Raw genomic sequence first — 23,317 nt, forward strand, 5'->3', positions numbered from 1 at the left:
CCAGGCTCGTCAGATTTCAAGGCGTTGGAGTCCATACGGGCAGCGTGGATGTACCAACCTTATCGATAACGATGGCCAGACTTTGCCGAGCTCGCGTCGCCGCGACATAGAACGCCGCAGCAGCCGTGGCCTCCAAAGCTGTGCCCTTCTTGATGAAGCTTTCGATATTGGCAGTCGGTGCGAGCAATACTCGATCAAACGTCGCCCCCTTCACACCTTTGAAGTTCTGAAAGTCCAGATTGAGGTGCTTCGCAGAGCTGACCGAATGCCTTAGGCACTGCGGTCTAAATTGGCCGACGTACTCATCGACATGCTGAGTATGGAGAAGGAACACTCCATCATGATCCGTCTCACTGAGGTTCTCCGAGGTAGTGCTAGGGAAGCCCCACGTGGCGTCGAAGATGGTGTCGGAAAACGTCGCAATCTCGACTCTGCATCTGTAGGTGACGGTCGCATAGGCAATGGTGAGTAACCCCTTAGCCTCTCTATCTCTAAACCATTCAAGCGACGCGGCGTAGCCAAATTTCTTGTTCTTCTGGCCTCGGGGATTTGTAGACAAAACCGCTTGCCTGACGTCTCCCACCATCCGCACATCGATTTTAGAGCCGAGCAGCACTTCCAGGATTTCCCAATCGAAGCTGGCTAAATCCTGTACTTCATCGATCAGTATCTCGTCGTAGATGCACTCGAGCCTTCGCAGGAGTGCCGGCGTCGCCTTCATGAGTTCAAAGGCAAGCTTGCCGAGCTCGCAGGCATACACCCGATTTCCTGAGTCCATGAACCTACTTCTTCCTTTGGCGAACTGGAACGGTCGCCCTTCGAAGTCGAAACCCATGACCCGATCTTCCGGGAATTTGAAGCGTAGGAATGGCTGGGCAAAATGACGAAGCAGGAAGGTGTACCAGCCCATGACCTCTATCGTGCTGCTGTCGCCTGCCTGGCTTGCCAAGCGCGACCTGATCTCTTGCTGGTTCGTCTGGGTGAAGGTCAGCACGGCGATCTTTCTATCAGTCGCTCTTCCGCAGTAATCGACAAGGCCCTGCGTCTTTCGTCCGCCAGCTACTGCGAGCGTCAAATGGTTAGGCATTCTGGATGAACTCCGCCGCCTCTTTCATGTAGTTCGGGGCGGTTAGGGCTTTGGGGGACTCAGCGATGAGCAAAGCTCCCTCAGTCTTTTCTCGTGTCATCCAGGTCACCAGGTCAGCTTTTGGCGTGATTCCAAGCACATCCCGTAGATGAGGTTCACCGTTCGCTGTGATCAATTGCGGTTCGAGGGTGCGGCCATCGCTCACTTCGCCTATGAAGAGTTCTCGCTTCTTGCCGTCCAGCCACTTCGCGACCGGAACCCGAAGATCCGCCGGCTTAATGCCGTCGTTATCCCGCATCACAGCGACCGGCTTATCAACGGCAGCACAAAGCTCCAGACAACGGGCCAGCGCAAGTCCCCGCATACTGATGACATCGACCCCGGCGGCCATGGGTTTTAACTGGTGAGCGTCGTTGAACACCCTTTCAAAGATGATTTCGTCAGACGGCCCTTCCACCAAGACCACCTTTTTAGCCAAAACGAGACGGAGCGTGTCGTAACCTGGCAGGCGCTGGAAGTACCGTACAGTGCCGGGATCAAGGGCAGTGATCTTCGAGGTATGATTCCGATTCAGCAGGTGCAGGGAATTGAGACCAAGCCGATTCAACACGTATGTGCTGTGCGTGGAAACAAACAACTGTTGGTCGTCAGACGCAAGCTTTTCTACACGGTCAAGAAGCGTCGACAGGCTGGTATGAGAGAGATGATTCTCTGGCTCTTCGATCATGACGATCTTCACTTTCGCTGAGTGACGCTTCATCGCGAGAGATATCTTGATCGCAGCTTGTTGACCCTGTCCTGCCATCGAGAAGGGAACGTTGTCTACGTGAGGCGTAATGACGCTTTCCCAGGACGTGCGCGACGTCTGATCCATAGCCAATGCCATTGGCTCCGCCAACAAAGATGCACCCAATGTCGAGAACCTTGTATTCACTGTCGCCAAAGCACCCTCAGTCATCGACGCTTTCACCGTACGAAAGCCCAACGAGATCTCAGCTTTCTCGGTGGTCTCCAAGTGATCGCTCAGAATCTGACGCAGGTGGTAGTCCACACCTGCTGAGGATTTGACTGTCCTGGAGTCGATTGTTGCGACGGACAGCACCCGCGGGCGCTTCGTTAGCTCCCGGTCAGCGAACGATCGCCATTCGCACGTGTAGTACTCAACGGGCAGCAGGGCATTGGGTGCTTTTAGCCAGTCATCCAGCATGTCCTGATACTCTTCGTTGGGGTAGATCCTCAAAAAGACGCCTGGGCATGCATGCGTTGGGACGGCCGTGTTCACGGCACCACAAAGCACCTGCAATTCATCGTCATCGCGAAGGTATAGTTCGATCAGTATTTCGGGCAGTGCGGGTTTCTTGCCGGCGGTGCGTTGAGCTACAAACTCCTGAACGAGCTCAGTGTTGAACCAATGCGGGTTCAATTCTTCGAGAACGCTGCGGCCGCCGATCCGGCCGTTCAGGGCCAGCGAGACCGCCTCCATCAAAGTAGATTTACCCGCATCGTTTCCGCCCACCAAAATGTTCATTTTAGGGTTGGGGAGAAGGTTGAAGTCCTTGTAGATGCGGTACCCACGGATGTGAATTCTGGTGATCATGATCGTCATTCCCTTGGCGAAAAGTACAGGTTTATTGGGTGATTCCGTCGACTCTGCAGGGATGCTATAGGCGAATCGTTGTACCTGTCGATCGCAGTACACGTAACCGCACCGCTGCGACTCGACGATGGCTAAATCGTTACGGTTATTCAGGGTTCAAGTGACGCTGGAAATTACCGAATTCCGTAATGGCGTGCCCCACCTGACCAGGGCTCGTGGCGAACTGGATCAGACTTATATGTGAAGCTCACACCTTGGAGTTTATGGATTGTAATGCCGCCTCTAGCGAGCCGCAGACTGGCCTCGGGCGCATGTATATGATCCATGAAGCCATGTGCTGACTCTTCGGTAGGTGGGCTGCCCTCCCAGATCTGAGGGTAGAAAATCCATTGATCTTCATCCGACTCCCACAGGGACACCTGATCAAGCGTATCCTGATCCTCAGTTTTCTCGACCCCGCTGGCCTTGTGAAACAGGATGGCGTTCAGACCAGGCGATTCATCTTCGGGCACCTGAACAGATGGAAAAAGGATGCCGTCCAAGTTAAGCGTTTCGCTGGTCGCAAGGTAATCGGCGATGGCCTGGGTTATCAAGTAACCCTGATCTGCGCTCTCAGGCATTACTGGCATGAGCATTTGTTGCTGCAATTCACGAAGAAATGCACAGCGTTCGGCTTGCTCTTGGCGCACTGGGTCGAAGTAGCTGAGATTTGCGTCTGGGCGGATTCCACCGAGGTCACCGAGGTTCAACAGTCGTAACGGCCGAATGACCTCGAAGGTGGCTGTGACTACCCAGCTGCCAACTGGCGGACAAACCTCCGCTATGGCCGTTTGGTCATCAGTTGCTCCATAGAAAACTGATATGCCCGCGGCGTTCATGCGACCTGCCGATCCCTTACCTCTCGGTGTTGGGCCAAGATACTTCTCAGGATGTTTCAAGGCAGCAGCCATACCCTCCTCGTCCTCAAATTTTCTTGCCCGCTGGAAGGCAGTGAGGGGTTGGCCTGGGCCCGCAAGGGTGATCGCTGAACGTGGTTCGCTCGCGGTGTGAAGCTCCCCTATCCCAGAAAATATCTTCTCCAGTACCTGACCGACCACTGGATTCACCAACCTGGATTCGAACTGAAGGCTTCGTTGCATCTGAGCCCAGTCTGAAGTCAGCTGCGAGGATGCATACGTCTGTTCAATGAAGAACGGGTCATCATCTTCGCACTCGCTCCACTGCTCTCGTAGCTCCCCTTCAAGATCGATGAGCAAATCCATGTCATCAGCCCCGAGCACGATTTGTAGCACGTCAAAGATCGAATGCCCTACCTCAGGATACCCATGATGAATGACTGCAGGAGGTTGCTCAGCGTAGGTAAATGACGCCTCAATTGCTTCTTCAAGCTCCTCAACCAGGTCTTCCAGCGCTACAACCGGCCGCTCCGCGTTGCAGTAGTCGCATTCGCCGACATCATTCTCGGAAAATTTTGCATGCAAATAGCTATCGCTGAGACATTCGACGCATACCAGCTTACTCATGGATTCTCCATTTCCCTATGAACATTAGCCTTGCCGGGAGGTTGACCGGGAACCGACAACGTTTTTTGTGCTTATGAGTGCTTCAGCCTTCCCCTGCATACTGTCGCCCATCGTCGCATCAAGTTGCTCACATGGGTTGCCGATCAACCCAGACTTAGGCCAGCTGCACCCATTACACAAAGTGAACGTGCCTTGTAAGATCAGAGTAGGCGGACACGTTCGATCAGCGGAGACATCTATGGCCCGATCGCCGCGCATTTTGGATTCAAACGGTGCGTCCTAGCTCGAAGGGATTCAGTCTCCTCCAATAACCAACCCAGAGTTCACAAGGATGTCCATATGACTCGCGCTTTACACTACCCCTCCATTGAGTTTCAGGACACCGACGCGCTGAAGCGCTCGTTGCTGGTCTGGGATGGTATCCACCGAATCGTACCAGGCGGGTACACGCCTCAGGACGATGCTGAAGTGAGGGAGGCTGTACAGGCCGGTGCCGTCGTCAACCTAGCTCTAGATTCGGAAGAAAAACACAAAGCAGCCCATCGATTTCTCGATTTTTACTATCTCAGAAATCGCCCAACCACTCGGTTGGTATGGCCTGCTGGATGCTCGTCCCAATCATTCACCCGAATCAACCCGGACAAGATCGAAGCAAAACTTTTGCCGTTGTTTGAATCGCTCACCCAACGTGTTACCGCAGACGGCTTCCTGGAGGTACCGGAAGATCTGGCCGGCGGCTACATGTTCTACCTCGCGACATCTGTAGCGGAGCAGCGTTCTCTACAGCTCACCACAGACTCATCTGACTGCTGGGCTGTTGGCACCTACTTCGCAAATGAAGGGTGTTTTAACGAGGCCGTTTACGACGAAGACGCTAACGCCTATCTGGCTAACATGGCCATCAATGATCTGCTGCCCCATGATCTATCGCACGTAAAAATCGACGAGCTTTTGCGGTTCCGTGAGGAGCATACAGAGGTCAGGGCTCAGTTCCAGACAGAGTTGAATCAGTTGAAAGCTGAGATTTCTGCCTGCAACAACAAGGGCCACGCCCAGTACATAGTGGGTGACTTCGTTAAACGTTTTGAGCGGGCCAAAGCGGATTACAGAGATACACTTGGATTTTTCCGCAAGGAGGACGTATACAGCATTTTTTCCGTAGGGATACCCGTGGCGGCAACCATGATTGCAATGCCGACTTTCAGTTCGGGTGATCCGTATGAGCCCTGGCGGGTTTGCACCGGACTGCTGATAGGCGCAGTCTCGTCATTAGCTTCCAGAGATATGGGGCGCAAGCCAAAAACCATCGCATCCTACCTAGTGGGCAGTGAAAAAATTTCGAGATACCCAAGCCATACGCTCCATCGCAAGTTTGAGGAATTTATAAACGACTAGCAGGCATAACTGGAGCCCGACCGGGTTCCATATTTCTGATCTGACGTCCTTACACGGTCGGTTCGCGTTCAGATGTCCTATGCGCGTCATCTGCTCCGCACGACGTCAAAAGCAGGCTGGACTGATGGCGTTGCACCTCTCAGGATCACGGCAGTGGTGAGAGCTGCTTCGTTAACGGATTATTTCCGGCAGATAAACAATCGTTGCGGTGAGTCGATACCCCGCTACATGGACTTGACTGACAGCACCTCGACATACCGATATTTCTTCCTGGCCGCCTTCACTGCTTCCTGCTCTGCCAAAAGCTTGCTGAGCGTGTCGGCTTCGTGGATTAGCTCGAATGTTTTGCCTTCGAACTCATTACCGACACGCAGGGTTACCTTCAACCTGGGTGTGAAAGCCTTCGCGGCCTTCTTCTTTGCCACAGGCGGAGATGGGTTCACGAATACCACCTCTGGAGCCGGCCCCTGCTCCGGTGGCACGGCCACTTTTGGTAAAGGCTCAGCGTCGCCAAAAAGCGCTCTGCGCATCTCTGCTTCAGTTAGATCTGGATTCATGCGATATCTCGAAGGACGGTCTGCTCAATTCGGTAGAGTTTACTAGGGTTGCTAACCGCTGTTATCCGATTTTCCAAAGGGCTTTCGTGGACTCATACCCTCCGTCCCGAGGTACTCCATCGCTTGCGATGATGAGCTCGTACTTCTCAACACAGGCTCGATCTTGGATGATTCCGGTCTGAATAGGAGATCCATCCCGCGAGCGTCCGCTTTGATCGCAAAACAGCAGGCCCGTCACCCTACCCCGTCGTTCAAGGGCGCCTAGCAGATACCCTGCAATCCCTTCAGGGTCGACGGCTGATCGTGCTCGTGCAATGGCGTCGCGTAGCTTATTGAACCAGAACTCACTCATTCAGAAAGGCTTGTGTTTAGGTGTTCGGCTTAGAGCCCGAAGCGATCACTCATAGCAGGAGTTGAGTGACTGATCGTAGATTCCATGCGTTTGACGCGATGCCGGCAAGTTTGATTCTCACCCTGCGTAGCCTCTCACCTTGTTGGCGCGAAGTCACTGGGAGCGCTTGGGCCGTTGCATACCTACAAGTCTCACGCCTTTTTCCAATAGATCGTCGAGAATCTGATCGCGGGACAACCTCGAATGACTCGCCAAATCGACCAAGGCTGCACAGGCTTTCGATGCAATCGTCCGTGCCTGAACGCGCTGCGCAGTGGGTATTTTGCTCATGCCCCCACGGCCATGAATGAAAGCGCTCCTAACGTTAAAAAGCTGGTCATACACGTCAGCAGCACCGGCATCATTCAGCGCGGCGGCTAAGCGTCTGCCGACCCTCTTGGTGGCGCTTATTTTCGGGAAATTGCGACGGCTGTTGGAATCATGATCATGTTGCAAACCCAGGGCCGCCTCGACGGTAGTCAAGTGGGCCATGAATTCGTCAATGCCATCCGACAGAAATCCTCGAACCAGGAAATGCATGATCGGAGTTTCGAACAGCTCAGAGTCCAGGGCGGTATGGAACGCTTGCCAGTGGGCATCGCCAAGGCCCGCAAGGCATTCGGTGGCGGCATCAGTAAGCCTCAGCTCTACCGGTCTCTCAATCTCCTCAGGCTCTCCCCATTTATCCTGGTAAATATACGGTTCCCAAGACAGGCTGTCTGGGCCGCGCGGGATTGATGGCGCGACAAATAAGTCATCGTCTAGCTGATAAATCCAAGGGATTCGAAAACCTCGCCAATCGACCTCGGGCATCATCGCCCACTCCTCCCACCGCGCAAGCAACAAGAAAAAAAGCGCTTTCTCTACAGCCACTGGGAAACGGCTTTTATGAGGATCAATCTCACCGAAGTCTCTACTCATCATCATCGTGAAGGCAGGCACAGCTCGATCACCAGCATCCTTTCCCGTCGGTACAATCTCTTCAACTACGAGCCAGTGAAATTGAGAGAAACCGTCGAAATTTAGATCCTGATTGGGATAGTACCTGGCGAGTCGCGACCTATCGAAGAGCACATCCAGTTCGGCAGCAGTGAACACCGCGACCCTAGCATTTCCGAAAGCCATTGGTGGAATCTGCTCAGCCAGGTCGAGCGGGCACAGGTATCTACGCCGCATCGTTTTCTGAGCGAACGCGGCTTCAAGCATGCTCGAGGCGAGGAATGGATCAAACGGGCTGGATTTCCTTGACGATGGAGACAAGCACGCCAGGCCCAACGATTTCAGCGCATGATCCAAGGCGAATGTGAGCCCGAACGTTACTTTACCCTGCTGATACTTGGCCGCACACGCCTTTCGCAGCTCGTCGAAGACAGGTTCCTTCCACAGCCCCTCAGGCCCAAGCCGCTGGAGCTCCCATAGCTTCTTCAGAGCATCGAGAATATCCGTATTCATATTGACCTCACTGGAACGCCTTTCTTTGCGTTTCGCGACTCTTAGCCTTCAACGCAGGAGCTCCATGCGTGTCCTACGACCGTCTTGCCCTTTGATCCTGAAACGCCGAAGGAAGGGAATAAAGTTAAGGGGCCCAAGATCTAGAAGGAACCTGATTCAGAAGCTTGATCGAGACAGACTTTCTAAAGCCCTGGCCCACGAGCACAAAGATCGTGTCACTGGTTTCAAAAATACCCCGACCGTCGTAACTGGTCGCATATCCGGTCTTGATGCGCACGCCGTTCTCATAATCTCCAGTGCTGTGAAGCAGCACGCTATGGGTGAACAAGACAATAGGTACCCGCCCTGTGGCAGCCAAGGGGGCGGCATCCACATCGAGTACATCAATAATGACCCAAGCAACTGCAGCACAGTATGCTTTGCCCGTTTCTGCGACACGTGACCGGATGAGCTCGGCTTCCGCGTCAGACGCTCCAGATAGCGGCTCGCCGTCGAGCGCGATGGCTTCCGCGATACGTGGTAGATGCATCACTCCTCCAATCCCTGTGGTACCTCGTGCGTATAGAGGTGTCCAAAATTCTGTTCCACGTTGCCTGCCGGCTGTATAAGTACATAGCAGCTGCCCGTAAACGTATGGGCGAGCAAATACTCATGCTCCCTGGTCAGTTGCATGATCGCTGAGGTCTGTATCAGATCACCCTCTAGGAAGCGATGGCTCAAATCCCGATAGATCTCGCCGGCCAGGCACGCCCCATGAGGGAACGCCCGCCAAAGGAACCCACTGATCCTAGATTTGAATCTCAGCGATGCAGCTTGAAGAAGTTCGCTTGGAACCTCAATGTTAGATGTCATCAGCTTTTCCAGCGGCGTCGAGCTCACTCACAATCAGAAAGTGATGCTCCCCGCTCGGAGTACGCATCAGCTTAAACCCTGAATGCTTCTTCACAAGTTCGAGCGCTGGGGTGGCAACAGTCATGCCGTCTAGGCTAGCCCCGGATTTGTCTCCATACACAATCGCAGCGTAGCGCTGCCCTACCCTTGCAGCGTCGTACAGGTACGCGTCAATGGTCACACCCCAATCCATGGATTGAGCTCGGATAACTGCGCCAGGAACCACCTGGCGCTGGTGCTCGACGGCTTCCTCTGGCGGCACACTTTTACGGGCAAAATTAGTGATCAAATCGAAATCTCAAAAAATGGGTCGAAGCCAGTTTGTTCGTTGGGATAACCGCGGGGATTCGAGACGACTCTGCAGCCTGCCAGCTCGACGTCCACAGCTTGGTGGGTATGGCCGAACACCCACAAATCAACTTTCTCGATAAGGCCTGGCCAATCATTGGTGTATGCCGCGTTGAGGTGTCCGTCATGCTTCGTCCCGACGACCACGGGCGATGGTGAGTGATGGGTTATCACAATAGTTTTGCCTTCAAAAGGCTGGGCAAGCTGCTGGATCAGCCAGGCCTTTGCGGCGTGGTTGCGAGTGACGAGGTCATCGGGTCTCAGGCGTCGATATCCCGCATCAGCCCGGATGTATTTGAAGTCATTCATCCATTCCCAAGCCATTCTGCTCGCGGCCACTTGATCGCCCGTTGCGGAAAAGTCCGTCCACGCTGCAGTGCCCAAGATGCGGGTACCATTGATGATGAGCGGATCATTCTCTAGGACATGGACGTGGGTTTCTGCGGCATCTCGCATTTTGTGCAGAGTCCTGTCGATATGGCCGTCGTAGTACTCGTGGTTGCCGCTTACGTAAGCCACCTTGCACAGGAACGTTTCATTTGCCCACTTCACGCCACGGGCCTTCTTGTCGATGTCGCCCGCGAGGATGACCAAGTCGACATCGGGATCGAGGGCTGGAGGGTCGAAGCGGTGAAATTCGTTATGCAGGTCTGAGTAAATTCGAAGCTTCATCGATAGGTCACTTGGGAATTTGCTGTGTTTTAACGTGGTTTGCAGGTTGCGCGATGTGAGTATTTCCACACCTGTTTGACCTTCTCACGGGCACCGTCGTGAGCTTTGCTGTATTCGAATACGTTTGATAGTTCATATGGCCGTTAACGGCTTGGCTTGCGGGATTCGTGTCCCAAATGCCTAGTGGCGTACGCCAGAAAATTGTGGGCTCAATCCGTCTGGTGCCCATCCGCAAACGACGTATGAGCTTCCATTGCGCGTTTCGAATACGTGGTACCCGCAGCTCTCGAACCGCCGCTGTAGCGAGGACGTCCAAACGGTCGCCCCATCTCGAAAACGCCCTCGTTGTTCTTGGTAAACCACACCTACCAGGCAGTTGACTTCGTGATCTACCCTCGCGCAGCACATGTAAGCGGTGGTCGGAAATTCAAACCGCACACCCATGGCACGCTCGACGCTTGCGGGAATCGAGGTCGTCTTGGCCTCCGCGGCGGTCTGCAAGCTGTTCAGGGATTTATAGTCTGTAGGCATGACAATTCACTCGATCTGTCCAGGCGTGATGTCCAGCGTTCAATGCATTTCCAATAGCGGTTTGATAGCCAGCCCGTCCAAGCTTCCACCACTAGGTACCATTAGCGACTACTGGCGGCGCATCCAGTCGCGTGACCCCACCGCAGCAAATTACCGAAACCCGTACGTAACCACTGATGGCCTAGGCTCTGCTGCTTGTCGAAGGCTGGAGGATAAAAATCACAATCGACGGTTTAGGGCTAAATTGATATCTGGTAGAGGGATGTCGCCCTGAGCCGTTGTCCTCACACTCCCGCCAGAACCGACGTTGAGGCAGATCGAGACACGTGCTCACGCCGTAACTGTACGACTACTATATACGGTAGAGTGTTACGACACAACATGGCTACATCCTCGGTTTTGAGGATTGCCTGTGTCGATGAAGGTACCTTTAGCCGCGATCCTTCGCGCGCTACGAGCTCACAAAGGGTTGACTCAGGAGTCAATTCCCGAAGGGAGCAATCGTCAGTACCTGAGTCAGCTTGAGCACGGCAAATCGAGTCCGACATTGGACAAACTGCAGGACTTGTCGGAAGCCTACGGGGCGTCTCCCCTATTGCTAGTCGGCGCAGCCAGCCTGATCCAGGAAGGCATACCCCTCGATACGCTCGTAGAGAGATTCGCAGAGCAAATGCGCGAATTGGATGCCGACGGCACCCTCGCGGCAGCGCGGGCAGAATTGGATGACGGTGGGCTACGTAGCAGGCCAGCCGGCCGGGTGATTGATCGCGATCTGAAGGCCGCAATTCAGGAGTGCAAAGCCCAGGGCTTAACCCAGGCGCAGACGTCTCAGAATCTTGGTGTGAACAAGATGACTGTCAGCAGGTATTGGCGCGACTAGCCAGTTGATTGCATAGGGTTATTATCATATCGCGAATGTTGGCCCCAATAATCACCCCGGCAGAACCGTATATAACGCAATGAAGATACCTTTCAGAAGAGCTGCCAGCCAAAAAGCAAGTCGCGTTCAATAGCTCACAAATAAATGTAATTTTTTATATTATTGGATTTCTGCGGATCAATAAACTTCAAAAGAGATGCTGCATCAGGGTAGAATCGTTCAACTGTGTCTTCGGCAATATGTGGTGGTACATAGTCCGCTGTGACGGATGTGCATCCGCAGCGCAGGTCAGACAATTCTTTCAAGTGAAATGGCGATACGAAGTAAGCGCCATATTCTTCAGAATCATCGGGCGAAGGTGACCATGGAATATCTTTGTACGTACAAGAGAAACTGGAATTAAGGGTCTGTTCTACCTTCAGATTGTGGAATTTCACAACCGTATCTCCGCTTTCAGCAGTACCGATCAAGAGAGCACCCCACACGCTGTAGAATCGCACCAATTTGTTATTAAGGCTATTCTTAAATTCCGCTAACGGGCAATGGTCACGGCTACCATATGTCGAATATGTACAGTGACCTCTCCCGAGCGCTAACGCCAAATCATTTGTCGTTAAGGCATTCATCAGCCAACAAACATATGCCAGCGAGGTAAAACAGCTAGACCCACGCTGCAAATGCATACGCTGGTGAAGCGTTAAGTTGACGAAGGCGCGAAGGCATTTTCTATGTTTTGAAATATACGTTTTCCATAGGTACCTCCTGAGAGATTTCACACACCGAATCTGATCTATTTTAGAAATCGATACAACGGCCATGCACTGGATGTCGTATAGTCTGCGCTGGCCGGGGTCAGCGCCCCAAAAGCCGGTAACTCCGCCCTCTCGCTCAAAAGAGTATTCAAGACTAAGCCTCGCTACAGGAAAGCTCAAACGAGCATTAAATGGCTTTGGGACATGAAGTTTCTCGTCCAGATATCGCAATATCATATCATCTAGGTCGTGCTTAAAGTTTCGTGACTCTATCCAACGAAATATGTCACCGCCAACTAGTTTTTTCGAAGCCGCTAACCACACAGTAAAGTCACGATACCAAGAACTCATCACCTGGAATATCGGCGCTGAAAAATCAGGGATAACAAATCGCCCAGCAAGTGACGAGATATGTGGACAAACGCGCTCAGGATCTGATGGAAAGCTTCTCGAGTGTTGTGACGGAAGATGGAGCAAATTTAACAATTCGTAGCACTTGGGACAGCTAACAAGTTTATCACCGTGCCATGGGCACGACTGAATTTTTTGGAGGCAAAATATAGATGAATGGTAACCGATTTTAATGCAACTAGGGCAATGCCATACTTGAGGCCCAGCGTAATGAAGGTGGTCTCTGGGTATCATCGTAAGAAAGCTGTCATCCAAAGCACCACGCTGGAAACCGAGCGTATCTTCCAGCCGTCCCTGGTCGATGGAGCCTTTTGCCCACCAACTAAAACTAAGATAGTCTTCGATGCTTGGATTCTTAATTAAATCGATCACCTGGCGCCCGCTGACCTTATTGATGAGCAGCACCTTGACCAGTATCAGCCAAATCGACTCGAAAGGTGCTAGGCGCCTTATGAATGATAATACTTGGCGTTCATTCATCATCTGGGGTCTTCGGTGGTTTGGCACTCATTAACGCAGCGAACTGACTCATTTCAGAGCTCGCAATTGCGCTTTTAATATCTTTTTCATTGAACGCAAAACCCTCTTCGTCTTTCAGTCGTGCGCCGACAAGCAGGTAAGACATAGCTAGGAAAATATGCTCGGTCGGGATTGTTTTTGCACCCACCGCCAACACGCAGCTCATCGAATGCCGATAAATTTCATCAGCTATCGACACCAGCCTGAAACCTGCATGGAATGCTTTGGGTAGAAAGAATTCGGTAAAACTGCATTTACTGCCATGCGGATAGGCCGACCCTTCGTCGAAATACGTTAAAATTGCAGCAAGCCACTCAACGCTTCCGCAGCCAACAAAATCAATTTTTCGACCTAGAAATCTCGCCAATATAGCCATGTAATTACCAGCATGTAACGAGTTTCGGACAGTGTCGATTTCATTTTGTGCGAAGCCAACGGTCGTGAGTTTCAAACCACGGGTACTTAAGATATTTTGCAGGACTTGAAGATGCTGATAGTCCTTATAATCCAGAGCTTGCATCTCATCAATCACCAATATAAAATGATTACTCCCGAGGCTGGCAAGCTCGCAGATAACATGATCAATTACTGCATCTCGAATACCGCTTAAGTTAGTCCTACTTTTTATTACTAAACCAATTGCCTTGACCATGGAGTGGATAACAGTTTCTTCTCGGGCTATATCCGCGGTGACAAATTCCACATACCGATTGGGAAAATCGTTACGCAAAATCGCTACGATGGCGGTCGCACACTGAGTTTTTCCCATCCGGGGTACTGATTGAAAGTAAACGCTAGGCATGCTCAACCAAACTTGCTCGCGAACCTGTTTGTAGGCCCACTCAATGGTCGGCGTCAAAACAAAGTAACTACGAAGAACAATAGGATGGCTCTCCAGTAGCTGATCTCGCATGTGAGTTATTCTAGGGTCGAAATCAAGCACTGGACGGCCTCCGATCTATTTGAATAAATTTCTAATATTAAGGACTGTATCTGGAACCACTGAGTCGTAGGATTTAGTCGGATCTATGAATGGCTCAGTACCAGGCTTTGAAGGTTTGGCTGGCGCCGGTTGCGCGGGAGGCCCTCCCGGTGCCGGCTGCAAGGGAGGCATTGGCTGACCCGACTCATGCAACGCCTTTTTATATGCGGTCGCTGCGCCGGCGTTCTTTCGATCATTAGGCGTTTCCACAATTTTTTCTTGAGACGCATGGAGTGACTGCGCTTTTTTTGCTTGATACTGAAGAAATGCTATGACAGGGTCGTCTGAGTGCGCGAGGATAAGTAGCCGGGCTCGCACCAGTTTGTTGATTGCTTTTCTGGTGCGACGACTGTGTTTGGTCTTTTCCCATCCACTCGTAGCGGTCAATGTACCAATTGGTGATCCATCTGGCAGAAATGCTTCAACAGATCTCATATCGCTCTCGTCAATTTCGACGGTTAGCAATTCACCTATCAGCCACGTCGAATACGAAAGGACTTCACTTTTATACCTAACCCGATCAATTTGAATGTACCCCCTAACCCCCTTGATCGGATAGCCGATGACCTTCACTCGTGCAACCGTCTTTTTGAATGCTATTGATGGGAGAACTGCTGCAATAGGGCTCCGAGGAATGTAGCTGAAGTTATCGCGCCCCAAATACTGGCCAATCATATCTAATGGACTTAACCCATCCTTGCCTTCAGAAGGTAGGCCGTTTGCCATTGCGTGATGGTAATACAACATTTCCTCAACTTCGTCTGCTTCGATCCGGTATTCAACTGCAGCCTTGATTCCCGCGGCACCCACGCCAGGTATTGAACTGGCACGATTGGGCATCCGCATCATATAAGCAGCAACTTCTTTGAACGCACGCTCAACATTTGGCCTGCGTTCAAATTTTGCCGGCGCGCCATAGCATAACGAAACCCCGAGCAGTTTTCTAAGTTCGAATGAGACGATGGTCGCCTGATGTGCTAACGCGTTATCAAAGAATATACAGCTAGGCAGAGAGCCTACCAAAGCTGGAAATCTCTCGGTAGGGAAGCAAGCGCCGTCGGGCAGGGTTAGATTTAAATTATTAGTGCGGGGCTTCGGCAATACACTTCTTAAAGACTCTGTAATAATATCTACAATATCTTGGGAGGTAACCTCTGGACTGTATACTACCTTCATCCACCATACAGCAGAGGTTGCCTTTTCAACTATCGCGATCAAGCTGATTTTCTTAATTTGCACATATGTCAATAAACCCGCGCTATTTCGCATCGCTACGACAAAATGGGCATCAACTTTATGCGAGTCAATTTCAAATACATCTAGAAAGCCATTTAGTTTTAGAATAGAGTCAATGCCTCGTCCTACTGCCAATTGTGCAATTGCCTCGCTACTTCCTGATATCCTTGTGAAGGAATCAAAGTATCTGAGTTTAATCCCCTTCAAAAAGCCAGCCACACTTCGATAGCCCTGATACTCCACATTTAGCGGCCACTCATTTGCTGGATGTCCTTCAGCTTTCAAAAAGGCATGGAAATGGTTAAATAACGCCTTGGCGTTCATATTTATTTCTTTGGGCGCTTTCTTTGATTTCTTAGGTATTACTTTGCCTATCAGATACTGCTCTAGATTAGGATATTGCCTGAAGAGTGCGCCTAGAGCGCCTGCATAGCCTCCGCGGACTGATTCACCGGGATTTTGCATGGGAGCGACTCTCTCGTAAGTCGCGATCCTAAAGTGTGGTATCAGAGCGGTGTAACCTGCCACCATTCCGTTCGAACACACTGACATGCAACGCTTCGTGAAGCGGCGCACATCCGAAGATGGGATATTGGTGCTGTTGAAGATATCTTCCAGCGGCGCACCGTCAACGTACATATCAACCGCTAGTTTTCTCGCATCAAAAATCTCTTTGTCCGATTCACTCATCAGACTCGTATGTACGTCACTCCAGGGTCGAGTGGCTTCCATTGCGGCGATAATTTCTCTACGAGATCGTCTAGCTTTCATTTAACGACCACCATGTTGAGCGCCCAAAATCAGACATGCTCAAATTTGTTTGTCTGATGACCCCTTGAAAAATAAACTTAGCAACGATCCCGACCACTATCATCTCATCGCTCATGGAAGTGCTGCCAATTACTTCCTGGATATCGCCACTTTTAAGGATTTTAAGGGCATTTAAGATAATTTCTTCCTCAAATGGCCATTTCTTGTAGCGCATCTGGGCTACAAAAGGCAGAAGTCTAAGCAGTCTTGCTGCGTATTTTGCTCGAATGACAAGATAGTCTTCCGTTATTGCTCGATATGTGATGTTTCGGACGCTGCCGTCTTCAAGCTGAAACGTCGCAGAGAAAGCATCTACGTGTCCAGTCTTCGAGGTTATATGGTGTATCTCCTCACACCCCGTTTCAAGAATCACCTGAATGGCTTCAATCGGTTTAAAATTATCCTTAGGGTCATTAACTTGAATCTGGATATTATAGCCAAACTTGAACGACTTCACATTTCTATTAGCTTCCAGATCGGCCAGCCAATAGATTAACTCATTATTGCTGGCCAGTGATAAGTCCCGATTGAGTTTAACACTGTAGCAAAGCCACAGGTTATTCGTGGTATTGGTGCGCTGGCCATGTGCTGCGGCTAATCTCCCCCTCATTTTACTTTTGAGTGATGGCATGGTGAGCACCTTGGTCAAACTGCTGTCTTTCACCTATCTCACAGGATGGCGACAACTTCAAGGGGCGTTGGAAGGGAACAAACCTTAAGACCGGAGGTATCTGTACACTCTGATGTTTTTATGCGGTCTGATTTTTCGTACGTATGCGGAGCATTTTTTGTGCCGCATACATCATAATAATAAGAACGCAGCTTTATTTTAAACTCCCCCGCCAAGGCCCTGGCCGTAGTATTTTTTTGGCAGCAAAGGGAGGTAGGCCTATCGCTTGCGATAAAATAAATCCCGCACTGGCGCCCGCCAATCTGATTACATGCATTCAAAATTTCTTCACTGCTTAAAGCCACGCCCTCCGTCCAGCGCAGGAAGCGCGTGACACCATACTCTTTAAAATCAGACGGACGGTATCACCCCTTAGGATGTGCTTAGACCCGACTGCCTGCCAGTTATTGCGCCACACACTGTATTGGCGTCGAGCAACCGAATCCCTCCAGAGAAACCCGGCTGCGACGCAGCCGGCCTTGTCCGACCAGCAGCCGTATATAGACGGCCTTCTACTCCGATGTTCTTCGGACGTTCATCCAGAGCATTCTGCTGTTTCAATTACTGATTCCGGAGGCTCGCCTGCGCTGATTCCCAGACTACTGCGTCAGCGCAAGTCTATTAATGCTGCATCTACTGGTATTCGACGAAAGATTTTCCTGACCGAAATCCCTGCCGTAGGAATACATCTGCGTCTCCATAGTCTGAGTACAGGTTCCGCTTAGAGCGACCAACTGGCACTTTTAGTGTGGCTGCCGCTGGATTCGTGCAGTTACGCACGCAACGCGGTTTCACCCCGTTAGGAGTCTGGTTCTCTATCTCTCGTGAACATGCACCAACAACGTGCACGTAGTTCCTTCTCGGCCGTATGCCTTAGAGTATTATTGCTTCAAATGTACGCCTTAGATTAATATCACTTCAATTTTTATTGAAGTGAATATTGCGGCAAACCTAAGCCTAGTTAGGGATTGTAGGCTGTAGGTTATTGATTTGAATAGAAAGGCTTTGACCGAGTTTTAGAGTAAGATTTACTTCAGAGCACTCGAGCAATCAAAAGGAGCTCCCAACCAGTTATGAGCGTTGATCACAACACTGTCTGCCCCCTCAATTTCTTCCCACATCCATCTGCATTCCGGCAGGATCATCGCAGACCCAGCCATCGCCGCATCAACGTCGAACCAAAGGCCATAATCCCGAACAATGTCAGCAATCTCACTAACAGGATCGATCGAAGCAGTTGCAGTACCTCCAAAGCATCCGACTACAGCGCATGGACAATAGTCCTCGGAAGCAATTCTATATTCGGAACGTGAAGTAATCGTGAGAACTGGCGCGTCTTACACTTGACCAACGAATTGCTTCCGCGATTTGAGTGGATATGTGGCCAAAATTTCGTAACACGCACCGCACCGATTCTTTCCTTCCGAAGTTCATGACGAATGGGTTCTTGCTTCCTACCGAACTCGGGGCCATCCTATTACTTCCTAGGGGTATTCGGCTTCTGATAATTAATGCCCAATTGAATAGAAAGAATGTCATCAGTTGTTCCACCTCGCCGCGACATACTACGGCGTGTGGTGGCACGACCAAGCCTATGATTTGGATAAGTTTCTCCTGACCGCTTACGCTTGGAGTTCCTCAAAACTTGACGTGCACGACGGGGTGCTCGTAACACCAATCATGCATCCGATACTCTAGTCCGAACACTCCACCAGTTTTTTCCTTGCCGATAGCTCTCACCAGTTCTTCGTTTTGCTTCCGTATTTAGTACCGGAACTAATCATTGCTTGCGCGTTTTAAAACTTCCTCGCTCATACCCACGCGTCGACGACCCTCGCGCCTGCACAAATGTGAAACTCCTTGCTCGGCAAGGCTGTACGCATGTGATCACTTAGTCTTGCCCACCGACGAATGAGCCAGCCTTTCCCGGACACGGTCTCTATCGAGCTTTCGATTCCCTACCAGAATTCGTTAAACCAGATTGCATCCATCCAGGCATTTTACAGCCTATGAGCTTCCTGAACTCCTCAACACTGAGCAAGTTGGCAGATCTTATCTGCGACCTATTTAGTCAGCCCATTTTTTCCAAGGTAAAACAACGCAGCCAAGGCCATCCCCGCTTGACTGCCTGCTTGCTGAAGTCGTTGTCGAAAGACGTGGCGCATCCGTATTACTGCTTTACTAATCTTGATTGCACGCGTCGATCCGCTCGTGTACTAGGTCGGCAGTACCTGCATCAGTGTATATAGCCCCAGTCGTCGAGCAGCTTCTGCGCCATGTTGGCAGCCTGCACAGGAATACACACCGCCACTTCCTCTCAACCTGAAAGCTGACGACCACCCTCCTCCTATATTCCAATTTCCGCCTATGTGAATTGGCGGAAATTCGACTGAGCCGCGGCGTATCTGCTGTGCCTTGGTAAGTCATCCGTGTCTTTGTCAGAAGAGAGGCTGTGAATCTAGAAATACGGATTATAGTCCGTGGCCTGGCTGTCCGCAAACGCAAGATAGTGCCGCCTCAGGTAGAAGAGGCAGCTATGTGGGATCTGGCGAAGGAGCTGGGCAAGAAAATCAAAGGCGCTCGAAAGCTCAGAGGGATTTCTCAAGAAAGCCTTGCACTGATGTGTAGGGTTGATCGCAGCTACATGGGCCGCATTGAAAGAGGTGAGGTGAACCTGACGCTTGAGAAGCTTTATCAAATTGCCCAAAGTCTGGATTGCGAACCATCTGCTCTACTCCCCTCGCCCCCTAAATCTAAATAGCCATCCCTCGCAGGATCGCAACTGGATTCACGGGTCTGGAATCCACTGGCGCTGTCGGAGTAAGCCACCGAGCGGGCGTCGAGCAGCGTCCGTTTAAGCTCCGTGTCAGTGCTGATCGAGGGTTTGGCGGCGCCCTGTTTGACGACCATTCCAATCCGCGAATCCGCCAACTCCACACGGGATGCAGGGTCCACCTTGCCTTGCTTGATCAGGTCATCGAGCGCGTAGCCCACCATGATCACCACGTCAGCATGCTCTCCCCGCGCCAGGCGGTTCGGGATGGCTTCAACGGCCTTCCCCATGGAAGGCCCCAGAATGGTATTCAACGTGTCCCCCGAGGATGCGGCGTACTGCGGCCCCAACAGCTTGTAGGCTGCCGTGAATCCGCCGGAAGTCATGACGTTGAGTTCCTCCGCCTGGGCAGTCGCGGTCAGCGCGGCGCAGCTTAAAACCAGACCTGCCAGAGAAATTTTATAGAGCGATGTCATTGTCGTTTCCTTGTTTACACAGCCAATTGGGGGCGGGCTGAAGCTTGCTTGTACAGAAGGAGCGTCGCAGCCAGCGCGCAGACCGCAGCGAATGTCATCCAGTACGCGGGAGCGGCTTTGTCACCGGAGAGATGGATCAGCCAGGTGGATATCGCTGGGGTGAAACCGCCGAACACGGCCGTCGCCAGGCTGTAGGCCAATGAGAATCCGGCGACTCGCACTTCCACCGGCATGATTTCGGTCAACGCCGGGATCATCGCCCCGTTGTACAAGCCGTACAGAAAGGAGAACCAGAGCAGCACTTCCAGCATGTGAGCAAAGCTGGGTGCCTGAGCCAGAAAGGACAGCGCCGGATAGGCGGTGATAATGGTCAAGAGGGTCATCGTCACCAGCAACGACTTGCGGCCGAAACGGTCGCTGAGCGCCCCGCCGATCGGCAGCCAGAAAAAATTCGAAACGCCTACGAGCAAGGTCACCAGCAATGCATCGGAAGTGCTCAGATTCAACACGGTCTTGCCGAAGGTCGGTGCATACACTGTGATGAGATAAAACGCCGTCGTGGTCATCGCCACCATCAACATCCCGGCGACCCCCACTCGCCAGTTCTGCAGCAGCGTCGCGAAGACTTCCTGCATCGTGGGACGGTGAGAACGGGAAGCGAACTCTTCGGTCTCTTGAAGACTACGACGCAGAATGAAGATGAACGGGATGATCAGACACCCGATCGCAAACGGAATCCTCCAGCCCCAGTCGGCCACCGTTGCGGGCGCCATCCACTGGTTCAGCGCGAACCCCAACGCTGCCGCGACGACGATTGCCACCTGCTGGCTGCCCGATTGCCAACTGGTGTAGAAACCCTTGCGGCCAGGGGTCGCCATCTCAGCCAGATACACCGAGACACCCCCCAACTCTGCGCCGGCCGAGAAGCCTTGCAACAGTCTGCCCAGCAGCACCAGCGCCGGCGCCCAGAGTCCGATACTGGCGTAGCCAGGAACCAGAACGATCAATAGCGTTCCGCTGGCCATGATCGACAACGTCACGATCAAGCCCTTCCGGCGTCCGACATCGTCGATGTACGCACCGAGAATCACCGCCCCCAGGGGACGCATGAGGAAGCCCGCGCCAAAGACCGCGAACGTCATCATCAACGATGCGAATTCACTGGTGGCGGGAAAGAAGGCCGCGGCGATCTGGGTAGCGTAAAAGCCGAAAAGGAAAAAATCGAATTGTTCGAGGAAGTTGCCCGATGTCACCCGGAATACTGCCCCGGCGCGGGCTTTGGCGGATGTGGCCCGCAGATGGGATGAGCCATGCATGATTGTTCTCCAGCGATCTTATTGGTGTGCTTATTAGCGCTTGTTGCCGGAGATTGTGATTGACACACCTTGAAACGTTAATTGCTAAGTTTTCATCGATTGATGTGCATCGCTGATCAATGAGGGACTGACCCATGGGTGATCTACGGTGATCGTTTGGCCCGAAACTCAGCCGCGCCGGCACTCGGTTCCGTGCCCTTAACGGAGCGTGTGAAGAGGCCGAGGATCGCCGAAGCGCCAGTATGCGCCAGCACTTCGGCCGTACAGAAAGCCCACCAGGTGTGGCTATTTATGGGGATTGACCATCTGCTTGATCGTTCCGGTGGGGATACTGACCAGTGCGTATTTGTCCTGAATCTTGACCCACTGCTCATGCTCACCCGGAGCACTCAGGCCATGTTTCTGCCAATCCTTTAATGCCAGGCTCGGACGCTGGAATTCATCGGGCACATTATCGCCCTCCTTGATTTCCCTTACGCCCGCCCCGGGTCTGTCCATCTTGACGCTCGGTTCATCAGCGGCGTAGCTAAGGCTGCTGAAGCCGCACACAGCGGCAAAGGTCAAATGGCACAGGGTTTTCTTGCTGATCATGAACAATCTCCTTTGTGGCACAGCGAGAGTGGCGGCTGGAGTCGAGACGCAGCACGCGTTCCTTTCTATCGACCGAGGCAGGGACAGAAGTTTCCATGGATTTTTCTGCGAGGTCGCACTTCAGGCCCAGTGCTTACAGGCGCTGAAAGGTGCCGTCTGTCTGTCCAGGTTGAAGCGGATTAAACCAAGTGCGGCGCACCCTCATCCACCTAATAACATCCATTAGTTGGGAGGCAGGCCATGAAAGCGGTGGTATTCCACGGTATCGGCGACATCAGACTCGACGACGTTCCTGAGCCGACGATTGAGCAGCCAACAGACGCTATCGTACGCATTACCTCGTCAGCGATTTGCGGCACAGATTTGCACTTCATTCGCGGCAGCGCCCCAGACATGGTGCCGGGAACGATCCTCGGGCACGAAGGCGTTGGTGTGGTCGAAGCACTCGGGGCAGATGTGCGCAATCTTGAAGTAGGCGATCGTGTCTTGATCCCCTCTACCATTGCATGCGGCAACTGCGCCTACTGTCGCGACGGTTATTACGCCCAATGCGACGTGGCCAATCCCAACGGCAAGAAAGCCGGCACGTCGTTTTTTGGCGGGCCTAAATCAACCGGGCCATTCCATGGTCTGCAAGCTGAGAAAGCGCGCATTCCCTACGCCAACACTGGATTGATCAAGCTCCCTGAAGCCATCACTGATAATCAGGCCATCGCCATGTCGGATATTTTCCCAACGGCATGGTTTGGGGCAGAGATGGCCGAGATCGAAGACGGTGACACCGTCGCAGTGTTTGGTTGCGGCCCTGTGGGCCTTTTCGCGATCCTCAGCGCAAAACTGATGGGGGCCGGTCGAGTATTTGCCATCGACGGGTTGAACGACCGACTGAGCCGCGCGCGTCAGCTTGGCGCTGAGTGCATCAACTTCGAGGAGGAAGACCCTATTGCAGCGATCAATCGTCTTACCGACGATATTGGCGTCGACAGAGCGATTGATGCGGTCGGCATCGATGCCAACCATGGCCACGGCGGGCATCCTCACAGCCATGAACAATGGCAGCCGGGCGATGCGCCCTCGCAGGCGCTGGAATGGGCAGTGGAGGGATTAGCCAAGGCTGGCACGCTATCGATAATCGGCGTCTATCCGGCGGGATTCGACAGCTTCCCCATCGGTGCGGCAATGAACAAGAACATCCGGATGAACATGGGTAACTGCCACCACCGCAAGTACATCCCCAAGCTGATCGAGCTGACCTTGGCCGGCAAAGTCGATCCGGCCAAGGTCCTGACCCAGTGCGAACCACTGACAGACGCAATCAGTGCCTTCGCCTCGTTCGACCTGCATGAGGCAGGCTGGATCAAAGTCAAACTCAATCCCGATGAATGAAGCGTCGCCAGGCGTTCCGCCACTCAGCCAAACGAACGGAACGATAACGACGACTCCATCCTCTACGTCAG

At 52.3% G+C, this 23,317-nt stretch carries 18 protein-coding genes and 2 pseudogenes; 4 read left to right on the forward strand and 16 right to left on the reverse strand.

Features of this window, described 5'->3' with window-relative positions; translation table 11 throughout:
• Nucleotides 1–16 precede the first annotated feature (16 nt).
• From D3M70_RS26485 to D3M70_RS26495, 3 genes are all read right to left on the reverse strand, one after another.
• Nucleotides 17–1,087, reverse strand: a complete 1,071-nt coding sequence (locus D3M70_RS26485) for a UvrD-helicase domain-containing protein (protein ID WP_120128673.1) — start codon at nucleotides 1,085–1,087, stop codon at nucleotides 17–19.
• Nucleotides 1,080–2,684, reverse strand: a complete 1,605-nt coding sequence (locus D3M70_RS26490) for an ATP-dependent endonuclease (RefSeq protein WP_120128819.1) — start codon at nucleotides 2,682–2,684, stop codon at nucleotides 1,080–1,082. The genes D3M70_RS26485 and D3M70_RS26490 overlap by 8 nt, the downstream gene beginning before the upstream one ends.
• 173 nt (nucleotides 2,685–2,857) lie before the next feature.
• Nucleotides 2,858–4,207 carry an RES family NAD+ phosphorylase gene (locus tag D3M70_RS26495; RefSeq protein WP_120128675.1) on the reverse strand — a complete coding sequence of 450 codons (1,350 nt, stop codon included), beginning with the start codon at nucleotides 4,205–4,207 and terminating at the stop codon, nucleotides 2,858–2,860.
• Nucleotides 4,208–4,546: 339 nt separating this feature from the next.
• Between D3M70_RS26495 and D3M70_RS26500 the strand changes: the two genes are divergently transcribed.
• Complete coding sequence (locus D3M70_RS26500; RefSeq protein ID WP_120128676.1) at nucleotides 4,547–5,602, forward strand: hypothetical protein; 1,056 nt, start codon at nucleotides 4,547–4,549, stop codon at nucleotides 5,600–5,602.
• A gap of 224 nt (nucleotides 5,603–5,826) precedes the next feature.
• Here the strand turns inward: D3M70_RS26500 and D3M70_RS26505 are convergent, their stop codons facing one another.
• From D3M70_RS26505 to D3M70_RS26535, 5 genes are all read right to left on the reverse strand, one after another.
• Nucleotides 5,827–6,159, reverse strand: a complete 333-nt coding sequence (locus D3M70_RS26505) for a hypothetical protein (protein WP_120128678.1) — start codon at nucleotides 6,157–6,159, stop codon at nucleotides 5,827–5,829.
• Between the two features lie 505 nt (nucleotides 6,160–6,664).
• Nucleotides 6,665–8,002: a hypothetical protein gene (locus D3M70_RS26515; protein WP_120128681.1), complete on the reverse strand. Its 1,338-nt coding sequence runs from the start codon at nucleotides 8,000–8,002 to the stop codon at nucleotides 6,665–6,667.
• 124 nt (nucleotides 8,003–8,126) lie between these two features.
• Complete coding sequence (locus tag D3M70_RS26520) at nucleotides 8,127–8,531, reverse strand: DUF6957 family protein (protein WP_120128682.1); 405 nt, start codon at nucleotides 8,529–8,531, stop codon at nucleotides 8,127–8,129.
• Nucleotides 8,532–8,843: 312 nt separating this feature from the next.
• Nucleotides 8,844–9,086: a hypothetical protein gene (locus D3M70_RS26530; protein ID WP_256660001.1), complete on the reverse strand. Its 243-nt coding sequence runs from the start codon at nucleotides 9,084–9,086 to the stop codon at nucleotides 8,844–8,846.
• 92 nt (nucleotides 9,087–9,178) lie between these two features.
• Complete coding sequence (locus D3M70_RS26535) at nucleotides 9,179–9,913, reverse strand: metallophosphoesterase (RefSeq protein WP_120128685.1); 735 nt, start codon at nucleotides 9,911–9,913, stop codon at nucleotides 9,179–9,181.
• 949 nt (nucleotides 9,914–10,862) lie between these two features.
• Between D3M70_RS26535 and D3M70_RS26545 the strand changes: the two genes are divergently transcribed.
• Nucleotides 10,863–11,324, forward strand: coding sequence for a transcriptional regulator (locus D3M70_RS26545; protein ID WP_120128689.1), 462 nt, complete (start codon nucleotides 10,863–10,865; stop codon nucleotides 11,322–11,324).
• Nucleotides 11,325–11,458: 134 nt separating this feature from the next.
• Here the strand turns inward: D3M70_RS26545 and D3M70_RS31790 are convergent, their stop codons facing one another.
• From D3M70_RS31790 to D3M70_RS26565, 5 genes and pseudogenes are all read right to left on the reverse strand, one after another.
• Nucleotides 11,459–12,970, reverse strand: a complete 1,512-nt coding sequence (locus tag D3M70_RS31790) for a hypothetical protein (RefSeq protein ID WP_133306525.1) — start codon at nucleotides 12,968–12,970, stop codon at nucleotides 11,459–11,461.
• On the reverse strand, nucleotides 12,960–13,949 hold the full coding sequence (locus D3M70_RS26550; protein ID WP_133306526.1) for a hypothetical protein: 990 nt from the start codon (nucleotides 13,947–13,949) through the stop codon (nucleotides 12,960–12,962). The genes D3M70_RS31790 and D3M70_RS26550 overlap by 11 nt, the downstream gene beginning before the upstream one ends.
• A 15-nt stretch (nucleotides 13,950–13,964) precedes the next feature.
• Entirely contained in the window at nucleotides 13,965–15,914 is a 1,950-nt protein-coding gene (locus D3M70_RS26555) for a hypothetical protein (RefSeq protein WP_120128692.1), read from the reverse strand.
• A gap of 70 nt (nucleotides 15,915–15,984) precedes the next feature.
• Complete coding sequence (locus tag D3M70_RS26560; RefSeq protein ID WP_120128694.1) at nucleotides 15,985–16,665, reverse strand: hypothetical protein; 681 nt, start codon at nucleotides 16,663–16,665, stop codon at nucleotides 15,985–15,987.
• A gap of 1,082 nt (nucleotides 16,666–17,747) precedes the next feature.
• Nucleotides 17,748–17,978, reverse strand: a pseudogene (locus D3M70_RS26565) (pyridoxal-dependent decarboxylase); the annotation flags it as partial.
• Nucleotides 17,979–19,240: 1,262 nt separating this feature from the next.
• Between D3M70_RS26565 and D3M70_RS26575 the strand changes: the two are divergent.
• The gene (locus D3M70_RS26575) at nucleotides 19,241–19,465 is read left to right on the forward strand and encodes a helix-turn-helix domain-containing protein (protein ID WP_081564188.1); all 225 of its coding nucleotides are present in this window, start codon (nucleotides 19,241–19,243) and stop codon (nucleotides 19,463–19,465) included.
• 41 nt (nucleotides 19,466–19,506) lie between these two features.
• On the opposite strand, the pseudogene D3M70_RS26580 reads toward D3M70_RS26575, so the two are convergent.
• The 3 genes and pseudogenes from D3M70_RS26580 to D3M70_RS26590 form a co-directional block, all read right to left on the reverse strand.
• Nucleotides 19,507–19,953: pseudogene (locus D3M70_RS26580) on the reverse strand (substrate-binding domain-containing protein); the annotation flags it as partial.
• A 14-nt stretch (nucleotides 19,954–19,967) separates the two neighbouring features.
• Nucleotides 19,968–21,269, reverse strand: a complete 1,302-nt coding sequence (locus tag D3M70_RS26585; protein ID WP_120128697.1) for an MFS transporter — start codon at nucleotides 21,267–21,269, stop codon at nucleotides 19,968–19,970.
• A gap of 285 nt (nucleotides 21,270–21,554) precedes the next feature.
• Nucleotides 21,555–21,860, reverse strand: a complete 306-nt coding sequence (locus D3M70_RS26590) for an RcnB family protein (RefSeq protein WP_120128698.1) — start codon at nucleotides 21,858–21,860, stop codon at nucleotides 21,555–21,557.
• Nucleotides 21,861–22,100: 240 nt separating this feature from the next.
• Here D3M70_RS26590 and D3M70_RS26595 point away from each other — a divergent pair, with 240 nt between their 5' ends.
• Entirely contained in the window at nucleotides 22,101–23,246 is a 1,146-nt protein-coding gene (locus tag D3M70_RS26595; RefSeq protein ID WP_120128700.1) for a zinc-dependent alcohol dehydrogenase, read from the forward strand.
• Nucleotides 23,247–23,317 lie beyond the last annotated feature (71 nt).

It is taken from the genome of Pseudomonas sp. LS-2 (assembly GCF_003605735.1).
Lineage (GTDB): Bacteria > Pseudomonadota > Gammaproteobacteria > Pseudomonadales > Pseudomonadaceae > Aquipseudomonas.